The organism is Streptococcus sanguinis SK355 (assembly GCF_000212855.1).
In the GTDB taxonomy this organism is placed as follows: domain Bacteria; phylum Bacillota; class Bacilli; order Lactobacillales; family Streptococcaceae; genus Streptococcus; species Streptococcus sanguinis_A.
The window spans coordinates 1,962,682-1,982,139 of sequence record NZ_GL890993.1; the positions used below are offsets into that span (position 1 = coordinate 1,962,682).

Annotated in this window: 21 protein-coding genes; 5 read left to right on the forward strand and 16 right to left on the reverse strand. The window is 43.8% G+C overall.

Annotation, left to right across the window (positions count from 1 at the left end; genetic code table 11):
* Positions 1 to 60: 60 nt before the first annotated feature.
* From HMPREF9389_RS02000 to HMPREF9389_RS01950, 11 genes are all read right to left on the reverse strand, one after another.
* Positions 61 to 1,797, reverse strand: coding sequence for an ABC transporter ATP-binding protein (locus HMPREF9389_RS02000; RefSeq protein WP_002930787.1), 1,737 nt, complete (start codon positions 1,795 to 1,797; stop codon positions 61 to 63).
* The gene (locus HMPREF9389_RS01995) at positions 1,787 to 3,529 is read right to left on the reverse strand and encodes an ABC transporter ATP-binding protein (RefSeq protein WP_002930788.1); all 1,743 of its coding nucleotides are present in this window, start codon (positions 3,527 to 3,529) and stop codon (positions 1,787 to 1,789) included. The genes HMPREF9389_RS02000 and HMPREF9389_RS01995 overlap by 11 nt, the downstream gene beginning before the upstream one ends.
* A gap of 96 nt (positions 3,530 to 3,625) precedes the next feature.
* Complete coding sequence (locus tag HMPREF9389_RS01990; protein ID WP_002930789.1) at positions 3,626 to 4,813, reverse strand: MFS transporter; 1,188 nt, start codon at positions 4,811 to 4,813, stop codon at positions 3,626 to 3,628.
* A 125-nt stretch (positions 4,814 to 4,938) separates the two neighbouring features.
* The gene (asnS, locus tag HMPREF9389_RS01985; protein ID WP_002930791.1) at positions 4,939 to 6,285 is read right to left on the reverse strand and encodes an asparagine--tRNA ligase; all 1,347 of its coding nucleotides are present in this window, start codon (positions 6,283 to 6,285) and stop codon (positions 4,939 to 4,941) included.
* Positions 6,286 to 6,306: 21 nt separating this feature from the next.
* Positions 6,307 to 6,672 carry a VOC family protein gene (locus HMPREF9389_RS01980; RefSeq protein ID WP_002930793.1) on the reverse strand — a complete coding sequence of 122 codons (366 nt, stop codon included), beginning with the start codon at positions 6,670 to 6,672 and terminating at the stop codon, positions 6,307 to 6,309.
* Positions 6,673 to 6,851: 179 nt separating this feature from the next.
* Positions 6,852 to 7,202, reverse strand: a complete 351-nt coding sequence (locus HMPREF9389_RS01975; protein WP_002930794.1) for a hypothetical protein — start codon at positions 7,200 to 7,202, stop codon at positions 6,852 to 6,854.
* Positions 7,203 to 7,211: 9 nt separating this feature from the next.
* Complete coding sequence (locus tag HMPREF9389_RS01970) at positions 7,212 to 7,805, reverse strand: hypothetical protein (RefSeq protein ID WP_002930808.1); 594 nt, start codon at positions 7,803 to 7,805, stop codon at positions 7,212 to 7,214.
* A gap of 14 nt (positions 7,806 to 7,819) precedes the next feature.
* Positions 7,820 to 8,239: a hypothetical protein gene (locus HMPREF9389_RS01965; RefSeq protein ID WP_002930810.1), complete on the reverse strand. Its 420-nt coding sequence runs from the start codon at positions 8,237 to 8,239 to the stop codon at positions 7,820 to 7,822.
* Between the two features lie 232 nt (positions 8,240 to 8,471).
* On the reverse strand, positions 8,472 to 8,945 hold the full coding sequence (locus HMPREF9389_RS01960) for a hypothetical protein (RefSeq protein WP_002930812.1): 474 nt from the start codon (positions 8,943 to 8,945) through the stop codon (positions 8,472 to 8,474).
* A 266-nt stretch (positions 8,946 to 9,211) separates the two neighbouring features.
* Positions 9,212 to 10,393 (reverse strand): pyridoxal phosphate-dependent aminotransferase, encoded by a 1,182-nt coding sequence (locus HMPREF9389_RS01955; protein ID WP_002930814.1) that lies wholly within the window; start codon positions 10,391 to 10,393, stop codon positions 9,212 to 9,214.
* Complete coding sequence (locus HMPREF9389_RS01950) at positions 10,390 to 10,878, reverse strand: DUF5590 domain-containing protein (protein WP_002930816.1); 489 nt, start codon at positions 10,876 to 10,878, stop codon at positions 10,390 to 10,392. Before HMPREF9389_RS01950 ends, HMPREF9389_RS01955 begins: the two co-directional genes overlap by 4 nt.
* Before the next feature lie 114 nt (positions 10,879 to 10,992).
* Here HMPREF9389_RS01950 and HMPREF9389_RS01945 point away from each other — a divergent pair, with 114 nt between their 5' ends.
* Together HMPREF9389_RS01945 and HMPREF9389_RS01940 are read left to right on the forward strand one after the other, a co-directional pair.
* On the forward strand, positions 10,993 to 11,439 hold the full coding sequence (locus tag HMPREF9389_RS01945; RefSeq protein ID WP_002930817.1) for a MarR family winged helix-turn-helix transcriptional regulator: 447 nt from the start codon (positions 10,993 to 10,995) through the stop codon (positions 11,437 to 11,439).
* Positions 11,440 to 11,524: 85 nt separating this feature from the next.
* Positions 11,525 to 12,073 carry an NADPH-dependent FMN reductase gene (locus tag HMPREF9389_RS01940; RefSeq protein ID WP_002930820.1) on the forward strand — a complete coding sequence of 183 codons (549 nt, stop codon included), beginning with the start codon at positions 11,525 to 11,527 and terminating at the stop codon, positions 12,071 to 12,073.
* 207 nt (positions 12,074 to 12,280) lie between these two features.
* Here the strand turns inward: HMPREF9389_RS01940 and yaaA are convergent, their stop codons facing one another.
* Entirely contained in the window at positions 12,281 to 13,009 is a 729-nt protein-coding gene (gene yaaA / locus HMPREF9389_RS01935) for a peroxide stress protein YaaA (RefSeq protein WP_002930823.1), read from the reverse strand.
* Positions 13,010 to 13,025: 16 nt separating this feature from the next.
* Positions 13,026 to 13,610, reverse strand: coding sequence for a VanZ family protein (locus tag HMPREF9389_RS01930; RefSeq protein ID WP_002930825.1), 585 nt, complete (start codon positions 13,608 to 13,610; stop codon positions 13,026 to 13,028).
* A gap of 129 nt (positions 13,611 to 13,739) precedes the next feature.
* Here HMPREF9389_RS01930 and HMPREF9389_RS01925 point away from each other — a divergent pair, with 129 nt between their 5' ends.
* On the forward strand, positions 13,740 to 14,201 hold the full coding sequence (locus HMPREF9389_RS01925) for a DUF1836 domain-containing protein (protein WP_002930827.1): 462 nt from the start codon (positions 13,740 to 13,742) through the stop codon (positions 14,199 to 14,201).
* On the forward strand, positions 14,185 to 14,832 hold the full coding sequence (trhA, locus tag HMPREF9389_RS01920; RefSeq protein WP_032906598.1) for a PAQR family membrane homeostasis protein TrhA: 648 nt from the start codon (positions 14,185 to 14,187) through the stop codon (positions 14,830 to 14,832). The genes HMPREF9389_RS01925 and trhA overlap by 17 nt, the downstream gene beginning before the upstream one ends.
* Positions 14,833 to 14,896: 64 nt before the next feature.
* Here the strand turns inward: trhA and HMPREF9389_RS01915 are convergent, their stop codons facing one another.
* On the reverse strand, positions 14,897 to 15,463 hold the full coding sequence (locus HMPREF9389_RS01915) for an ECF transporter S component (protein ID WP_002930832.1): 567 nt from the start codon (positions 15,461 to 15,463) through the stop codon (positions 14,897 to 14,899).
* Complete coding sequence (locus HMPREF9389_RS01910; protein ID WP_002930835.1) at positions 15,420 to 16,310, reverse strand: pyridoxamine kinase; 891 nt, start codon at positions 16,308 to 16,310, stop codon at positions 15,420 to 15,422. Before HMPREF9389_RS01910 ends, HMPREF9389_RS01915 begins: the two co-directional genes overlap by 44 nt.
* A 39-nt stretch (positions 16,311 to 16,349) precedes the next feature.
* On the opposite strand from HMPREF9389_RS01910, the gene HMPREF9389_RS01905 reads away from it, so the two are divergent.
* Entirely contained in the window at positions 16,350 to 17,669 is a 1,320-nt protein-coding gene (locus HMPREF9389_RS01905; protein WP_002930841.1) for a PLP-dependent aminotransferase family protein, read from the forward strand.
* Between the two features lie 49 nt (positions 17,670 to 17,718).
* Here the strand turns inward: HMPREF9389_RS01905 and HMPREF9389_RS01900 are convergent, their stop codons facing one another.
* Complete coding sequence (locus tag HMPREF9389_RS01900; RefSeq protein ID WP_002930842.1) at positions 17,719 to 19,458, reverse strand: ABC transporter ATP-binding protein; 1,740 nt, start codon at positions 19,456 to 19,458, stop codon at positions 17,719 to 17,721.

Consider the following 19,458-nt stretch of genomic DNA (forward strand, 5'->3'; position numbering starts at 1 on the left):
AAATCCAACTCTTTTACTTTCATTTAACATCAATCTTTGAACTTTAATAAAGCTCTCCTTCTACTCCTGCGCCGTCTGCATTTGGTAATAAACACCTCTGGCATCCATGAGCTCCTGGTGATTCCCATGTTCGACGATATTGCCATCTACCATAACGAGGATGATGTCAGCATTTTGAATAGTAGACAGGCGGTGAGCGATGATAAAGCTAGTCCGCCCCACCATGAGCTTGCTGAAAGCCTCCTGAATCAAGACTTCTGTCCGGGTATCGATTGAGGAAGTCGCCTCATCCAAGATTAGGATTTTAGGAACGGAAAGGAAGACACGCGCAATGGTCAAAAGCTGCCGCTGACCTTGAGACAAGGAGTCTCCAGCATCCGCCAGGTAGGTATCATAGCCCTGAGGCAGTTGCTGGATAAAGAAATGAGCATTGGCCGCCTTGGCAGCTTCAATGACCTCTTCTCGGCTGGCGTCTGGCCGGCCAAAAGCTATGTTGTCATGAATGGTCGCCGTCTTGAGCCAAGTCTCCTGCAGTACCATACCGAACTGCTGACGATAAGAGGCTCTAGTGTAATGCGTGATGGGAGTACCGTCTAGCGAAATAAGACCACTATCAACATTGTAAAAGCGCATGAGGAGATTAATCAGGGTTGACTTGCCAGCACCAGTCGGCCCAACAATGGCGACCTTGCTAGCCGCTGGAATCCTTATATTCAAATCCTGAATCAGCTCTTTGCCAGGCTCATAGCCAAAAGCCACATGCTCAAAACTAATCTGTCCTTTGACATCTTCAGACTGAAGAATTTCCTGACCTGACTCTGCTATTTCTTCTCGGTCTAAAACGTTGTATATCCGCTCCGCACAAGCTAAAGCGCTCTGCAATTCCGACATTACTGACGATATATCATTGAAAGGCTTGGTGTACTGGTTGACATAGTTGAGAAAAGTTACCAGCTGCCCAACCGTAAAGCCTGTTCCCTGAATGATTCGGACAGCCCCAAAGCCCACAATCAAAGCATAGATCAGAGCATTGATAAAACGAGTCGAAGGATTGACCGTCGAAGAATAGAAAATAGCCGCCTGAGAATAGTCCGCATAGGTTTGATTGCTGCGAGTAAAAGTTGTATCAAACTGCTCCTGAGCATTAAAAGCCTGAATCAGACTTTCCTGGGTCAGACTTTCCTCAATCAGTTGAGTCTGTGCCCCTCTCGCCTGCGTCTGACGTTGGAAAAAGCTAAAACTCTTTTTGGCTATAAAACGCGCTAAGAAGAGAGAAAGGGGCATCAAAAGCAGAACCAAAAGCAGGAGGAAAAAGTCTAATCTGGCCATGCTGATGATAGTCACTAAGATTGTCAGCAAACCCACAAAAAATTGATTGAAAACCATAAGTAGGCCATTGCTGAGCTGCTCCAAATCGGTCGTCACACGACTAACCAAGTCGCCAGTTCCCTGTCGATCCAGATAGGCCAAAGGCAGATAGTGCACTTTCTTGATGACGCCTTGACGGAGCTGCTGGCTATAGCGATAGACCAGCTGATTATAGAGTAAGGGATTGAGCCACTGAATCAGCGTGTTGGCTAAGATGACCAACAGCATCTGCCCCAAAATCGGCATCAAATGCTGCTCCGCTTGAGGAAGAAGAACGCTATCAACCGCATTCCCGATTAAAACTGGAAGAAGAACAGTCAGAGCCACTTGAGCCACCGTTCCCAGACTAGCTAGGAGAAAGAGCCAGCGAGCCTGCAGCAAATCTCGAGTCAAACGCCTCAAGCTGCTAGGTGATGTCTTATGCTTCATGCTTTCCCTCCTCTCCTTGACTATGCTGTGAGTGATGGATTTCTCGGTAAATGGCAGAGCTAGCTAAGAGTTCCTCATGGCGACCAAGAGCCACCTGTTCTCCCTTATCTAGGACTAAAATTTGATCCGCTGAGCGCAAGCTATTGGTCCGCTGAGAGATCAAGACCAAACTGGTCTCTGGCAATTCATTCTTAATAGCCTGCAGGAGTCTTGCCTCAGTCAGATAATCCAGAGCTGAGGTCGCATCATCTAAAACCAAGAAAGGTGCCCTCCGCAAGACAGCTCTGGCAATGGTTAAACGCTGACGCTGACCGCCAGAAAAATTCCGGCCAAAGGCCTCTACAGTCGCATCCAAGCCACCTTCCTTCTGAGAGACAAAGTCCGCTGCCTGAGCAATCTCTAAAGCCTGCCACAAGTCTGCGTCTGTTGGCTTGGTTGAAAATCCTAAAGTCAGATTGGAGCGAACAGTTCCTTGAAAAAGCTCCGCCTTCTGAGGCACCAGACTAATCCAAGACCGCCATTCTCTGAGATTTTTGGGACTACGCCCTTGGGAAAAGATGGTCAACTGGCCAGCAGCCACAGGATAAAGATGATCCAGAAGCTGAACCAGAGTAGACTTCCCTGAACCTGTCCCGCCAATAACACCTAAAGTCTGGCCGTTTTTCAAATCAAAAGTCAGACCTGTCAGGGCTGGACTAGCTGCATTTGGATAAGAAAAGCTGACCTGCTGGACTTTAATAGCTTGATCTAGCAGAGCTGTTTCCTGCACTAATTCCTGCAGGACATCTTCTTCTGCTTGCTCGAAGACCTGACTAATGCGGCCTGCACTGATATAGCTTTGATTGAGCGAGTTGACCAGCATAGCCAGCTTGAGCAATTCCACCAAAATTTGCAATAAATAATTGACCAAGGCCACTAGCATCCCCTGAGTCAACAATCCCTTGCCTATAAAAGCATTCCCCTGCCAAATCACAGCAATCAGGGTACCATTGACCGTAAGAAAGGTCAGAGGGCTAATCAGACTAGCCAGAGCTCCCGTCCTGATTTGCCAGGTTTTATAGAGCTCGTTACGATTGCGAAAGGCCTGAACCTCGCGCTGGGTCTGACCGAAAGCTCGTATAACCCTCATGCCCTGCAGCTGCTCACGCGTCAGATTGACTAGCTGATCTGTCAGCTGGCGAATCTTAGCATAGAGAGGATTCATCAGACGAGACATGAAAACGATAATAGCCGTTAAAATAGCCACCATGAGCAAGAACCACAAGGTAATGACCGGACTGATAGCAAAGGCCATAATGATTGAGCCAAAAACGATGATAGGCGCCCGCAGAAAGAGACGAAGGAATTGATTGATGCCCGTCTGGATCTGGTAGGTGTCGCTCGTCAGCCGAGTCACCAAGCTTGAAGTCGTCAGCTCATCCCGACTGGCCTTGGGCAAGCGCAGAATCTTTTGATAGAGGTCACCTGTCATCTGACGAGTAAAGCCCACTGCCGCCTTTGACGAATAATACTGGGCCACCACCGCTACCACCACGCCCAGCGCAGCCAAACCCATCAAAAGAAAAACCATCCAGTAGAGATGGGAGCTGTCCTTTCGAGGAATAGTCTCGTCCACAATTCCCGCAATCAAAAGCGGAACTAACAGTTCAAAACTGGCTTCCAAAAGCTTGAACAAGGGTCCCAGCAAAGACTCCCTGATATAGCCCTTGAAATATTTCAATAAATCTTTCATACTGCCTACTTCTCCATTAAACTGTATTTATTTTACCATAATTTTCAAAGGCTAAAAAATATTCTCCTTCTGACCAGCAGAAAGAGAATATTAATCTTAGACTTCTTGTAATTCCTGGCTTATTTTCTTTAGACCCATATGCAAAAACGGTGTCGCTGCTAATAAGAAGCCACCTAAAACTATAAAAGTCCAGTCAAAGCCAAAGTAATCAATCAACCAGCCTGTCACAGGGAAAATGACAATCATACTCAGACTGAACATCATAGAGTAGACACTGAGCATGGTCGCCCGTACCTCACTTGGCAGCTGTTTTTGTAAATCATTGTCAAAAATCGGCTGGAAAAGTGCATACAAGGCGTTGCTGATTAGATAAATCAAAATATAGATGATTGGCGTTCCAAAATAGGACAGCAGGTAGCTTGCCCCAGTTAGAAGGACTACTGAAGGAAAGAGTTTTAGGGCAGAATACTTCTTTCCAATCACACTCGCCAGATAGACCGCTAAGATATTCAAAGCACTGCCAATCAGCATGACTACCGAAATCTGCCAATCTTTTAAGTCAGGCAATTGATTTTGATAATAAAAATAAAACATACACATCAAGGTGCAGATGATTTGCGACAGAATCATCCAAGTAAATAGGCTGGGATTTCTTTGCAACTCTTCTTTGACAGCCCAGACAATCTTTTTCATAGTCAGACGTTCTGTTTTCTCTGCTTTGACACTTGGCTCCTTCAACATCCAGATCAAGAAAAGAACGATGACAGAGGTCCCAATCATGATATAGTAGGTCAGATGCAATTGTCCATGGACAAAAAATCCAGCCCAGACCGTTCCCAAAGACCGGGTCGCTTCAGCCACTCCAGACATAAAACTGGAGATGGATAAGTAACGTTCCTTGAGTCCAGCCTCTACAGAAGAATCATAAACCATGGCCGCACTTGTACCCGAATCAAAATTATAGGACCAAGCACTAATCACCATAGCCAGTGCATAAACCCAAAAGTTCCCCTGCCCCGCCAACATGAGAACAGAAGACACAATCCCAGCTATCCGGCTCAGATAAAGATTGGTCTTGTAGGAAAAGCGATCCGCCAACATCCCGGAAGGAATTTCACAAATAACGCTAGTCGCATGAAAAATACTTTCCAAAAGCCCAATCTGCCAAAGTGACATGCCGTTTTGACTGAGAAATAAAATCCAAAAACTAGTAATGCCTAGAAAGGCAAAGAATTCTACTCCGGCCATAAGGCCGATATTTTTCCGATAACTTCTTTTAAACATATTTTCTCCTTTAACAAGTGTTTTCTAATTTCTATCCTTTATCACTTGTTAATCCGCTGTTTACATGATCTCCACCTCTTCTTTCTAGTGCTTTGAAAAAACGCCCCATGGGCGTTTGATTTGTTTTATGGTTTAATACGGTGCAGCATACGTGGGAATGGGATGGCTTCACGGATATGCTTGGTCCCTGCCACAAAGGTTACCATACGCTCGATACCGATACCGAAGCCACCATGCGGAACTGTTCCATACTTACGAAGATCAAGGTAGAATTCATATTCTGTCGTATCCATACCAAGGTCATTCATTTTAGCAACAAGAGCATCGTAGTCTTCCTCACGCATAGAACCACCGATGATTTCTCCATATCCCTCTGGTGCCAGTAGGTCCGCACAAAGGACACGATCTGGATTTCCAGGAACTGGTTTCATGTAGAAGGCTTTGATAGCTGCTGGATAGTTCACGACAAAGGTTGGTACACCGAAGTGGTTTGAAATCCATGTTTCATGCGGTGACCCGAAGTCATCACCATGTTCCAGATGCTCATAGTCCGCATCCTCATCATTTTCATGGGCTTGCAAGAGGTCAATCGCTTCATCATAGCTAACACGCTTGAAAGGCTCAGCAATATAGCGTTTCAAAAGTTCTACATCACGTTCCAGTGTTTCCAAAGCTTGAGGAGCACGGTCAAGAACACCTTGGATCAAAGCCTTAACATAAGCTTCTTGCAAGTCAAGTGACTCATCATGTGTCAAGTATGAATACTCTGCATCCATCATCCAGAACTCAGTCAAATGACGACGGGTTTTTGATTTTTCAGCACGAAATACAGGACCAAAGTCAAAGACACGACCAAGAGCCATGGCACCTGCTTCCAGATAAAGCTGACCTGACTGACTCAAGTATGCTGGAGTTCCGAAGTAGTCTGTTTCAAAGAGTTCAGTTGAGTCTTCTGCTGCATTTCCTGACAAGATTGGGCTGTCAAACTTCATAAAGCCATTCTTGTCAAAGAATTCATAGGTAGCGTAGATGATGGCATTGCGGATTTGCATCATTGCCACTTGCTTACGAGAACGCAGCCACAAGTGACGGTTGTCCATGAGGAAGTCAGTCCCATGTTCTTTAGGTGTGATTGGATAGTCATTTGACTCGCCAATGATTTCGATATCGGTGATGTCCAGCTCATAGCCAAATTTTGAACGCTCATCTTCCTTGACAATCCCTGTCACATAGACAGAAGTTTCTTGACTAAGCTTTTTAATCGTATCAAACTTCACCAATCCTTCTTCTTCGCCAAATTTCTCGATGAAGTTAGGCTTGAAGGCCACCCCTTGGAAAAAAGCAGAACCATCACGCAGCTGCAAGAAAGCAATCTTACCCTTACCTGACTTATTGGCTACCCAAGCACCAATGGTCACTTCTTGACCAACATAATTTTTCACATCAATAATTGTTACGATTTTCTTTGACACGTTTTTTCTCTTTTCTATTTTTTATTCTTTATGACAGACTGCCTCGACATTATTACCATCTGGATCCAAGACAAAGGCTGCATAATAAGGTTGGTGATATTGGGGACGAATACCCGGAGCACCATTATCTTGACCGCCCGCTGCTAGACCCGCTTGATAAAAAGCATCGACCTGCTCCCTAGTCTCTGCACGAAAGGCAAAATGAGACGCATCTGATTGCCCCTGACTTAACCAAAAATCTCCAGCTGGAGCCGTCCGAGGTTCTGCAAAACTTACTGCCTGAGGAATTTCAAAGGCAATCTTGTAGCCCAATGGCTCTAAAGCTTGCTGATAAAAGAGCTTGCTGACTTCCAAATCCTTGACTGTAATTCCAAAATGATCAATCATATCTGTCTCCTAGATTGGTTGCTAAATGTCACTTTATTTCAAGACAAATCTTTTGGACATCTGTTCTATATTTTACCATAAAGCGATTGCAATAGCTATCCTTGAAGAGGTTAAATCTCAGAAAAATTAAAAAACCAGCCTCCTAAAGGCTGGCGGATAACTCTCTCTGAATAAGAGAACTAATTTTTTGTTCCATATAGCAGTCGATCAACCATGTCATCATCATAGTTCAAGACTTTTTTCAAAGCCATCTTAAAGCGCTGATCGCTGAGAATCTGACCTCCTGGACTCTGGTCAATCGTCGCATAATTCCCCTCCCCATCCTGAGTAAAGGCTACAGTTAGCTCTTGGTCAGGGTCTTCACAAACATCTCTCTGTGAATCTTTTGAACTGGTAGACGGTCGAAAGTCCATTCTTTGAAGACGAAACGACAGTTCTTTATGAAAAGCCGCAATGTCCTTCTGACGATTGGCCACCGGCTCATGTTTGTCCAGCCAAGTCAAAACATCTTCTCTTGTAATATATATCATCTTCCCCTCCTAAACCAAATCAAAGTTCGCCCTATAAATAACCGTATCATAGCTTGGGCTAGCTGCTGATAGAGCTGCTTGAATGATATGGAGCACTCGCTGTTGTTGACCTTCGAAAGCCAAGGGCAGGAGCATATTGGAGACGTTTTTGACAATCACTCCCTTGGTGAATTCCCCATCTTCATAAGAAAAATCCTGCTGATGAAAGATCGTCTTGGTCTTAAATTCAATCACCTGTCCTTGCAAGATTAGCTTATAAGTCTTCTTCCAGTTGGTTCTGCCACCAAAGCGATAAAGGACCAGATAAATCCCCAAATCATGATCTGCGACCCAATCACCCGTCTCAAAGACCAGCTCATCATCAATGCCAGCTTTCTTTAAAACCTCAATCCCTTCTTCAGAAATCATCTCATGTACGAATTTCCAACTTCCTTCTTGGGGAAGAGACACTGCTCCCTCAGTCTCCTTCTGAGGGCTACTACTGACTTCTTTGTGGTGAACTCTTTTAGGGGTAAATTCCTCCTCCCAAGTCATCTCTTCTTCTATGTCACTGACAGCCCGTCTAGTCGGTAAAAAATCCAGACACTTTTCTAATAATCCCATATCCTATCTCCTCTTTATCTGTACTCCACGTGGTTTACTTCCCTTATCTTCGTATCATAATAAGGGTTAATCTGCGACAGGGCATGTTGAATCACTGTTATGATCTTGTCCTCTCGTCCTTTTAAAACCTTGGGAATCACAAGCTGGGAGATTGTTTCTGTTGATAGACCTTTTACACTTTGATCTTCTTCATTGCGGGCTGGATATCTATCCGCTCGCTCTTCTTCTAGGCGAAATTCAAGCAAGTGCCCACCGAGAATCATGGCTAAAACTTGATATTTCCCTTCTCCGATACGAAATTGCTTGACGCAGAGAAAAATTCCTCTCTTCTCATCCTCTAGTAAAAATGGCAAAGCCAGTTCTTTTTCTTCAATAGAAAAATCCTCGAGAAGCTTCTTCTCTCTTTCCCCTATTTCCTTTCTGATAAAACCCATTTTATCTCCTTTTGTACAAAATAATCTTCATCCCTATTATTACTTAAGTAAAAAGACCATGAGGAACACACTGCAAGTCAATAGAATGCAGGGCTAGACCAAATGGACTTCTTTTATTATACACCGAAACACCATCGTCTTCAACTAAATACTCCTCAAATTTTTAAGTCGTCTGGTGATTCCTATCAGAAAGTTACTTATACTTAGTTAATCTTCCATTGATAGCTGCTATTTAATCAACAGGCGGATCATCCTTTATCTCTTCTTCCGTCTTCCAGTAGGTCATACTGCTCTTCTCAGTATCTACCTCCATCTTTTTATTAAGTCTAATATCAACCTTATAATAGGCACGTTTAATTAAAAACTTTTGACTGTTCTCTGCAGAACCCCAAGTTCTACAAACCATCAAAAAGCGTGCAGAGCCCTGTCCAGATATCTCCTCCTTAGTGTAAGAACCGGGAGCAGTTGGGCGTTCTAAGATTCTCATATTTAATCTCAGTTCTGGCTGATAATTGCTCAAATACCAGTCTATTCGGGCCGAGTCATTCTCATAATATTGGATACGATAGCGATGACCTTTGGCTTGCAGACTATAGCCATTGGATTCGGAAATAGTGGTCCAACCCACCTCTGAATTAAAGAAAACATAAGCTCCTAGCAAGACTAGAACGCCTAGCAAGAATAAGAAAATCAAACGACGTTTCATATTGTTCTCCTTCGACTCCTGTTTACAAGACCTAGCAGCTAAATTCTAACTGCTCCCAGCTTTTATTTCGTCGCCCAAAATCTTCTCAATTCGACCAGAAAATATGAAAGCGATTTTATGATATTCTATATTATTTTACCATTTTATCAAACTATTTGCCAGTGCAGTTTAGGGGAACTGAAAAAGACGAACTCTGAGTCCGTCCTTATCTATTGTTTATAAATTTTTGTAGGTTATCTTTATCAAGCAATGCCGGATTGTGAGCTCTATTTACTTTCCATAAATTGCTGCAGACGCTGAACGGCTTCTTTGAGTGTTTCCAGATCTGTCGCATAGCTAAGACGGACATTTTCTGGAGCACCGAATCCTGCTCCGGTCACCAGAGCCACGCCAACTTCTTCTAAAATTGCTGTCGTAAACTCGGTCACATCGGTATAACCTTTCATTTCCATGGCTTTCTTGACATTTGGAAAGAGATAGAAGGCCCCTTGTGGCTTGACCACTTCAAATCCTGGCACCTGAGCCAAGAGAGGATAAATAGTATTCAGACGCTCTTCAAAGGCTTGACGCATAGTCTCGACCGTTTCCTGACTGCCAGTCAGAGCTTCGATAGCTGCATATTGAGCCGCTGCTGTCGGGTTAGAAGTCGTCTGACCTGCAATCTTACTCATAGCTGCTATAATCTCTGGCTCACCAACTGCATAGCCAATCCGCCAACCTGTCATGGAGTAGCTCTTAGAGACACCATTGATGACCACTGTCTGCTTGCGAATCTCCTCTGATAGACTAGAAATTGGCGTAAATTTATTGCCGTTATAAACCAGACGTCCATAAATATCATCTGCCAAAATCAGAATATCATGCTCTACAGCCCAGTTTCCAATCGCCAGCAGCTCCTCAGCCGTATAAATCATACCAGTCGGGTTGGACGGCGAGTTCAAAACCAAGACCTTAGTCTTGTCAGTACGAGCAGCTTCTAACTGTTCCACCGTCACCTTGAAATTATTTTCCTCAGTAGCTTGGACAAAAATAGGAGTCCCCTCGGCCATCTTAATCTGGTCCCCGTAGCTGACCCAGTAAGGCGTCGGAATGATAGCTTCATCACCTGAGTCAAGCACACTCATAAAGAAGGTGTAGAGGGAGAACTTAGCTCCGGTTGCCACCGTCACTTGATTAGGCTGGATTGTGTAGCCGTAATAGTTGGCAAAATACTCTACTACAGCTTCTTTTAGCTCTGGCAGACCGCTAGTAACCGTATAAAAGCTAGCACGCCCATCCTCAATAGCTGCTACAGCCGCATCTTGGATATTCTTAGGCGTCGGAAAATCCGGCTCTCCCAGAGTCAGAGACAGAATATCCCGCCCCTGCGCTTTCAAAGCCTTAGCACGCGCTGCTGTTGCTAAAGTCACGCTTTCTTCCATCTTTAAGACACGATTTGATAATTTCATAGTCCCTCCTTGCTGACTAACTGTCCGCTTTCAAAACCAATCAGGTAGTAGGTGCCTCCCGACTTGACTTCCCAGATGGGCTGATCCTGAAAATAGCCCATGGTCACCTTATCAATAGTTCCTGCTCCATTTTCCTTGGCAATGCTCTTCGCCTCAGCCTTACTGACACCTTTGTCCAGTCGATAGACCCGAATCTCATTGGAATCTTTTGCAATCAATACAGCTTTTTCGACACCCTTACTTGTCTTGCCAAGCAGACTGTAGTAAGATTCCTGCCCATTGTAGAAGGCAAATGAGTCCACTTCTTCAAGATCTGCGTATTCCTTGGCCAAGCGGCTGCTTGCTTCCTTAGCCGACTGTCTCGGCTGCATAGATACTTGCAAAACTGCAAAAAATGAAAAGACAAGAACACTGAGAACGATAAAAATACCGATAAGGTACTGCCAAATTGGAAAACTGGCTTTATTTCTATTTTTATATTTCACTCCGTCATTATACTACAAATACTCCTACTTTTCTATCTTTTTTTGATGAGAATATTCTCAAAATTCTAAAGCAATATCCTTGCATATGATACTATTTATTGGTAAAATATTGTTATGAAGATTACAGACGATTTAAGCAAAGAAACTCTGCTTGATTTGAAAACCATGATTGTCTTTCATAAGGCAGCAAGAACCATCCGTGCCATTGAAGCTCAGATTTTTAAAAAGCATGATTTGACTCCTACTCAGTTTTCCGTCTTAGAAACCTTGTACAGCAAAGGAGAACTGCGTATTCAGGACCTGATTGACCGCATATTGGCTACTTCTGGCAACATGACTGTTGTCATCAAAAATATGGAACGCGACGGCTGGATTGTCCGCACCTGCGACCCAAATGACCGCCGGGCTTTTTTGATTGGCTTGACGGAACAAGGCAGAGCTAAAATTGAAGCCGCCCTGCCTGATCATATCAAAAATATTCAGCAAGCTCTGTCCATTCTCGAAGAAGACGATAAACAAGATTTGATTCGCATTCTAAAAAATTTCAAAAAAATGAGCTAAATAATTGCTAACTAGTGATTAATGTTGTAACATATGTTGTAACAAGAGAAATTTCTCTTTATTTTATAAAAAAGGAGACAATGCAATGTCTAAAGTATTATTCATCGTCGGCTCACTTCGTCAAGGTTCTTTCAACCACCAATTGGCTGAGCAAGCTGAAAAAGCTTTGGCTGGCAAGGCAGAAGTTTCATATCTTGATTACAAAGATGTACCATTCTTCAACCAAGACATCGAAAGTCCTGCTCCAGCTGCTGTTGCTAAGGTTCGTGAAGAAATTTTGGCCGCTGATGCCATCTGGATTTTCTCACCTGTCTACAACTGGGCTATCCCAGGAGTAGTGAAAAACCTTTTGGACTGGGCTTCACGCGCTCTGGATCTGTCAGACCCAACTGGCCCATCTGCTCTGAATGCTAAGGTTGTTACTGTTTCATCTGTCGCAAACGGCACATCACCAGATGAAGTATTCAAGCACTACCGCAGCCTGCTGCCTTTCATCCGTATGAATGTGGTAGAACCATTCACAGGTGTTGGTATCAACCCAGAAGCATGGGGAACTGGACAACTGGCTGTCGCAGAAGACAAACTTGCTGAACTCTCAGCACAGGCTGATGCTCTTTTAGCAGCCCTTAACTAAAAAGAGAAGATTATAAAAAGAAAAGAAAACTTATAAGACACTAACCCCCCGCAAATAATTGCGAGGGGTTTTAGTACGGGATTCATCAAAATGGTCTCAATTTTAGTACTTTTAGAGAGACGAATAAAATTTAAGATTTTTAAAGTATATTGTTTGATTTCACACATAAAAAGAATGCTATTTCCTTGTATAAATACTTCTTCTCTTCTAAACTTCCTTCACATAAACCAACTCTTGTTCACTAGATAGGTCAGGTCGGTAAGCGAAACCAGCAAAGCTTAATTTTTTCATCTGTTCGACTTCTGTCACTTGGTTAGTTATTAGAGCTGTTAAAAACTCGCCACGTGCTTTTTTAGAAATGGTCGAATGGACTTTCAGCTTGCCGCCTCGGTCTTCCAGAAACTTGAAACCTATCATGCGCTGGCGGATTTCCTTGGAAAAGACCGTTTCAAACTCGCTGGACAGGAGGGAGAAAATCACCTCAACTTCTGCCAGAGCCTTGTCATAAGCTTCTTTCCAAAAAGCCTTGAGACTCTTCCCATCTAACTTGAGTGGCATCATAAAGTCCAAACGATGAGGCGCTATGGGCTCCAAGGCCGGGATGACTCCGTAAAGTGCTGATGTGATAGCAAGATGCTTCTCGATATACTGACTTTCCCCCTTAGTATAGTCCCGCCTCTTGATATGGCGGTACATGAGGCCATCAAAAAGATAGAGGGCTGGAGCATGCTGCGCAGTTCCTTCTCGCAAAGCCTGAATGGCTTGCCACTCTATCTCTGCTCTTTCTGGGGAAATTTTATAAAAAGATGCCAAGTCAGCTACTGACATGGTTGCCAACTCATCCAACACAGTCTGAGTTTGTGCTGAAAGTGGATTAGGGATTGCAGATGGCGCAGTTAGATTCAACTCTTTCGCAGTTGGGATAAGAATTTTCATAGTTTCCTTCTTTCATTTAGTGAATATGGCGAACAATCCATTTACCCAAGGCTGTCTCTAGTAGATAGCTGCCGATGATGAAGCCTAGCAGATTGGTCAAGATATCTCCCAAGTCAAAAATACCCAGGTGAAAGAGATACTGGCTCCCCTCAACCAGACCGATAGCCAAGATAAAATAAGCCACATGTTTCCATGACAACTTGCAGAGAAAGCCCAGCGGAATGAACATAATAATATTCATGGTTGGTACCAGCTTATCCCCATAAATCCAATTATAGGTAAAAGATTGCAGATCTAGACTGAAGCCCTGCCTGCCGATATTTTTTAAAAAGAGGGCATAGAATAGAATGAGAAAATAGAGGGTATAACTGGCTAGCACTAGCCAACGGGGAATGTGCCGACTGTAGAGGCCGCGAATAAAAAGCGAGCTAATCGCTGTCAAAGTCAGGATGATAGAAGCTGGTATCAGCAGGCTCCACTCTGGCTGATTCTTGTAAAAGACGACGGCTACATAGGCATAAAAAAAGCGCATATAGAGCCAAGACCAAAAAATCAGACTGCCTAGGAAGGCTGCCATATCAAAGATTGTTTGTTTTTTCATCTGAAACCTCCCTTTCTTCTTTTTAAAATTATATCAAATTTCAATGGGACATTCTATTTTTTGCTTGACTTTGTTTTACAGAGATGTTATCATCTGGTTATAAAGACTAGATAAGAAAGTGATAAAGATTTGAACTCTCAACAAATTTTTCCCAAGTGGGACGAATTACCAGAACTGGACCTATATTTGGACCAGGTTCTGCTCTATGTAAACAATGTCTGTGGCTCTTCTATTTCAGCTGCTGACAAGGGACTGACTGCTTCTATGATTAACAACTACGTCAAGCATGGCTATATTGCCAAGCCGGTCAAGAAAAAATATCAACGTCGCCAAGTAGCTCGCTTGATTGCCATTACGACCTTAAAAACGGTATTTTCTATCCAGGAAATCTCTGCTACTTTAAATATGTTACATAAATCAGCAGATTCGCGAGAGCTTTATGATGACTTCGTTGACTACATGAATGGCAGCAAGCTAGAGGTCGTACCCATCATTTCCACTGCCTGCCAGACGGTCAAACTCTATCAAAAGACCTTATCCCTAATCCAAGTACCAAATGAGGAGGAAGAAAATCTTGAACTACGCGCTTAAACTCAGTAAAAAACTATCCTTTGGAGAGGAAATTGCCAACGCTGTTACCCATGCAGTAGGAGCTGTTCTGATGCTTATTCTGTTGCCTATATCGGCTATTTATAGCTATGAAGGGCACGGCTTGGTAGCTGCTGTCGGAACTTCTATCTTTGTCATCAGCCTCTTTCTCATGTTCCTTTCTTCGACCATCTATCATTCGATGTCCTATGGCTCGACCCACAAGTATATCTTGCGCATTATCGACCACTCTATGATTTACATCGCCATCGCTGGCAGCTACACGCCAGTCGTGCTGTCGCTGATGAATAACTGGTTTGGCTATCTCATCATTGCCATCCAGTGGGGCACGACCATCTTTGGTATCCTCTATAAGATTTTCGCCAAGAAAGTCAATGAAAAATTTAGCTTAGCTCTCTATTTGATTATGGGCTGGCTGGTTGTCTTTATCATTCCGCAGATTATCGGTCAAACCGGACCTGTCTTCTGGGGGCTCATGCTAGCTGGTGGCCTCTGCTATACTGTAGGAGCCGGCTTCTATGCTCAAAAGAAGCCCTACTTCCACATGATTTGGCATCTTTTCATTCTAGCGGCTTCTGCCCTGCAATACCTTGCTATCGTTTATTTTATGTAAGACAAATACACTAAAACCGTCTGAGGATTCTCAGACGGTTTTTTCGTTCATACTGTTTATTGATTCATCCTTGCTTTTCCAGAGTCCTTCTTTGCTTGTGAGCTTTTCTGACTTGCTGAAAGATTGGATATAAGATTGGGACAGCGATGACTGTCGCTAGACTAGAGCCAAATGTACCAGTAATCTTAGCTACTGCCAGCAAAAAGGCTGCTGGTAAACTACTCCCGCCAAGCAGTGTTCCTGTCAGAGTGTACTTGAGGATATTAAGCACAATCTTCACCAAAGCTGCGGCTACTGCTGTCATAAGAATATTTCCTAGTCGATCCTTTCTCTGAAAGAGTCTTTCATACAGAAAATGAATCACCACGGCTACTGCAAGTGCTTCTAACAAGATGACTGGGATTTCTGCTGCGTAACCATTCAGCAAGTCAAATATTCCCAATCCAATAGCAGCCGCTAAAAAACCGAGCTTACTGCCAAAAATCAGACAGCCCACTACCACCAGTGCATTTCCAAAGTGAATAAACTGAGCTCCGACAGGAATTTTAAAAAACTGAATGCTCAGAAAAATCAAAGCAGCAAATAAACTAATCATGGTTAAGGTTTGCAAATCGAGTGTTTGTTTCTTCATCTTTTTCCTCCATCAAGGCTTGAAAATCAGCAAAAAGCTCTCCTAGGTAGGGCTGGTAAAAAACGCCCTTCTTTTGATCTATTTGCTCTTTAAAGCTAAGTGCCAAGCTCTTTTCAATAAACTTCAAAATCACAGGCAGGGCTTGCTTGATATCAACCTCCTGAACAAAAGCCGCAGCCACAAGTGTCGTCAATATATCACCCGTTCCAAAAAATTGCTGGGGCAGAGATGGACTGGAAAAGAGGTTAAACCCTTCTGTTCCCGCATCAAAATAGGCCACACCAATCTGATTCTCTTTCATGGGCAAGCCAGTTAGCAAGACCTTGCTCGGTCCTAACTCAGCCAAACGCTTGCAGTAGTCCTCCCATCTATCTTCTGATAAACTATCTTCGTAGGGTTCTTCCAATAACAAACAGGCTTCCGTCAAATTGGGCAAAACTAAATCAGCATGCTGGCAGAGGCGACGCATATGGTCTAGATGGGCATCTGAAAATCCCTGATAAAAAGTTCCCTTATCCCCCATGATAGGATCCACGATAAGGGGCAAGCTTTTTTCCTCTTTAAAGCGCAGCAAATTTTCCACCTGAATATCAGACTTCAAATATCCTGTTATCAGAGCTGAAAAGTTGAACTCTAGGCTCTGCCATTGTTTCAAAAAAGCAAGCATCCCATGCGTGTAATCATCTATATAGATATTTGAAAAACCACCTGTATGGGACGACAAAATCATGGTTGGCAACAGGGCGACTTCTAGCTGGCAAATTGCAAAAAGCGGCAGGGCAGCTGTTGCGGCAACCTTACCTAAGCCAGAAATATCTGTGGCCAGAATGACTGTTTTTGTTTTCATGACTCCTCCTACTTGTTCTCTATTGTAAAATATCTGAAAATGAGTTACAATATGAAAAAATTAAATCTGTATGGGGACAGTTTTATGGTTAAAGCAAAATACCAACGCATCGTTGATAAGATTACTAAAGATATAAAAGAGGGAAAATTGGCTACTGGTCAGAAAATCCCTTCTGTCCGCAAGCTGGCAGAGCGTTATCACTGCAGTAAGGATACCGCGCAAAAGGCTCTGATTGAGCTCAAGTATCAGAAGTACATCTATGCCGTTCCCAAAAGCGGCTACTATGTACTGGAAAATGCTCAGGAAGAAAAGCAGGATTTGGAGCTACCTGTGAGGGATGACCGCCACCAAGCCTACGAAGATTTCCGACTCTGTGTAAATGAAACTCTGATTGGCCGGGAAAATTATCTCTTCAACTACTACCCTCAGCAGGAAGGACTGGAGGATTTGCGTCGCTCTGTGCAAAAGCTAATGCTAGACTCTGCTGTCTATGCTTCTAGGGAGCAGCTGGCACTGACTTCCGGCACCCAGCAGGCTCTCTATATCCTCTCACAGATTGAATTTCCCAATCAAAAAGAGCGTATCTTGGTGGAGCAGCCGACCTACCATCGGATTAATGATCTTCTGCTAGCGCAAAAACTTCCTTATAAAACCATTGAAAGAACACCGCAAGGAATTAATCTGCAAGAACTTGAGAGGATTTTTCAAAGCGGAAAGATCAAGTTTTTCTACACTATTCCTCGCTTTCACTATCCCTTGGGCCACTCATACACTCGGCAGGACAAGGAAGAGATTCTTCGGCTAGCCCAGCTCTATGATGTCTATATTGTAGAGGATGACTACCTATCAGACTTTGATAGCCGGCGGGAGTTAACCTTTCATTATCTAGACAATAGCCAGCGGGTCATCTACATCAAGTCCTTTTCTACCAGCCTTTTCCCAGCCCTGAGGATTACCGCCCTGCTCCTTCCGCCTCAGATTCAAAAGACCTTCATCGCTTACAAAAGCGCCGTGGACTACGACAGCAACCTCATCATGCAAAAGGCCCTATCGCTTTACATCGACAGTCTCATGTTTGAAAAAAATAGGCTGGCGCTGCTGCAGCTTCAGGAAGAGGAAGCAAAAAAGGCACAGACACTGCTAGAACAAGCTCAGCTGCCACTAGCCAGCTATCTGACCAAGGACGGCATTCTGTTAGACTTGAGGTCACTTTCTTCCGTCAGCGCTCTCAAACACAGCAGCCTGCCGCTTGACTTCTTTGAACAGAGCTACCTTGCTAGCTGCCCTTACCAGTATGCCAAGCTGCCTTATGATAACCTAGAAGAAAATGTAGAGAAATTAAAAGACTATTTAAAATAGGTGTAGAATTCCAAATGAATTCTACACCTTTCATTTATAATCAGGCTTTTCAAGACTCCATCATTCCAGCCTGCAGTTGGTACATTTTCTTATAGGTTCCATCTTGAGCTAGCAATTCTTCGTGGCTGCCGGATTCGATAATGCGGCCCTTATCCAAGACATAGATGCAGTCGGCATCCTGAATGGTAGACAGACGGTGGGCAATGGCAATGGTTGTCCGTCCCTGTCGCATTTTTCTCAGTGAGGCTTGAATCAGCTCCTCTGTTTCCGAATCAATATTGGCTGTCGCCTCATCCAAAATCAAGATTTTAGGCTTAGTAGCGATGGTTCTGGCAAAGGCTAGAAGCTGCCGCTGACCGCTGGAAAATGTCGCTCCCCGCTCAGTCACAGGGGCATCATAGCCTTGAGGCAGCTGACTGATAAAGCCATGAGCATCTACAAACTTAGCCGCTTCTATAATTTCTTCTCGCATCAGCTGCTCTTGGTAAAGCTGAATATTGGAAGCAACGGTACCGTGATAAAGGAAGGGATCCTGCAAAACAAGGCCAATCTTTCGTCGCAGTTCTTCCTGGCTATAGTCTTTAATATCTCGGCCATCAATCAAAATCTGTCCCCGCTCAAACTCATAAAAACGCAGGAAAAGATTAATAATAGAGGACTTGCCAGAGCCAGTCGAGCCGACAAAGGCAATGGTCTGGCCTTTTTTGACTGAAAAGGAGATATCCCGCAAAACATCACGCTTCCCATCATAAGAAAAAGAAACATGGTTGAATTCGATACTGCCATCTTGGATTTGCAGGTCTTGATTAGCCTGCTCAGGCTCATAGTCTGTGCGATCCATGATTTCAAAAACCCGTTCCGCAGCAACCATAGATGTCTGTAAAACAGAATAATTCTGCATAACATCAATCAAAGGATTAAAAAGCTGATTGACATACTGGATAAAGGCATACATAATACCAGCCGTAATTCCCGCCACTTGCCAAGTCAAGCCAAAGTAAGTCAGAATCACTCCATAAGCCAAGATTTTCAGTAGGGACATGGCTGGCCTCAGAAAGAGACTGTTGATATTGAGATAGCGATTAGTAAAACCTAAATGTTGGCCGTTAATTTCTTCAAATTCCCGTAGCAAGCGCTTCTCTTGCCCAAATGCTTGAATAATCCGCATTCCCTCGATACTCTCAGATAGCTTGACATTCAAATCGCTGAGCTTATTACGGACCTGCTTGAGCTGACGATTGGATAAATGCTGATAGAGCAAGATAGATGCTGCCATCAGAGGCAAAAAGAGAGCGATCATCAGGGTCAATTGCCAGTTGAGGGTAAACATAGCGCTCAAAGTAACAACTAAAATCAGCAAAGAGCTCAAAAAATTAGAAAAAATCTCACTGAACATATCTGCTACTGCCTGAGTATCATTGGTCAGGCGGGAAACGATAGCACCAGCTGGCGTTTTATCAAAATAAGCCATTTGCAGACGCTGGATATTGGCAAAGCTTTCCTGTCGCAAGTCCCGAACCACACTTTGAGCCACACGCGCAAAGAAATACTTTCCCAAGAAGGTAAAAAGTACCCGCAAGAGGAAAAGACCATAGTAAAGAGCCAGCAAAGGCAGGCCAGCCCAGGCCTGATTGCGGCCGATAAACTGATCAATAAAATAGCGGGCCAGAAGCGGCAATGCCGTTGTGACCAGAGTCGTCAGCAGAATGAAGGTCAAGGCCATGATGCTCACCATCCTGTAGCGCCACATATAGCCTAGGAGGCGATGAAAAGTTGCTTTCTTTTTCAT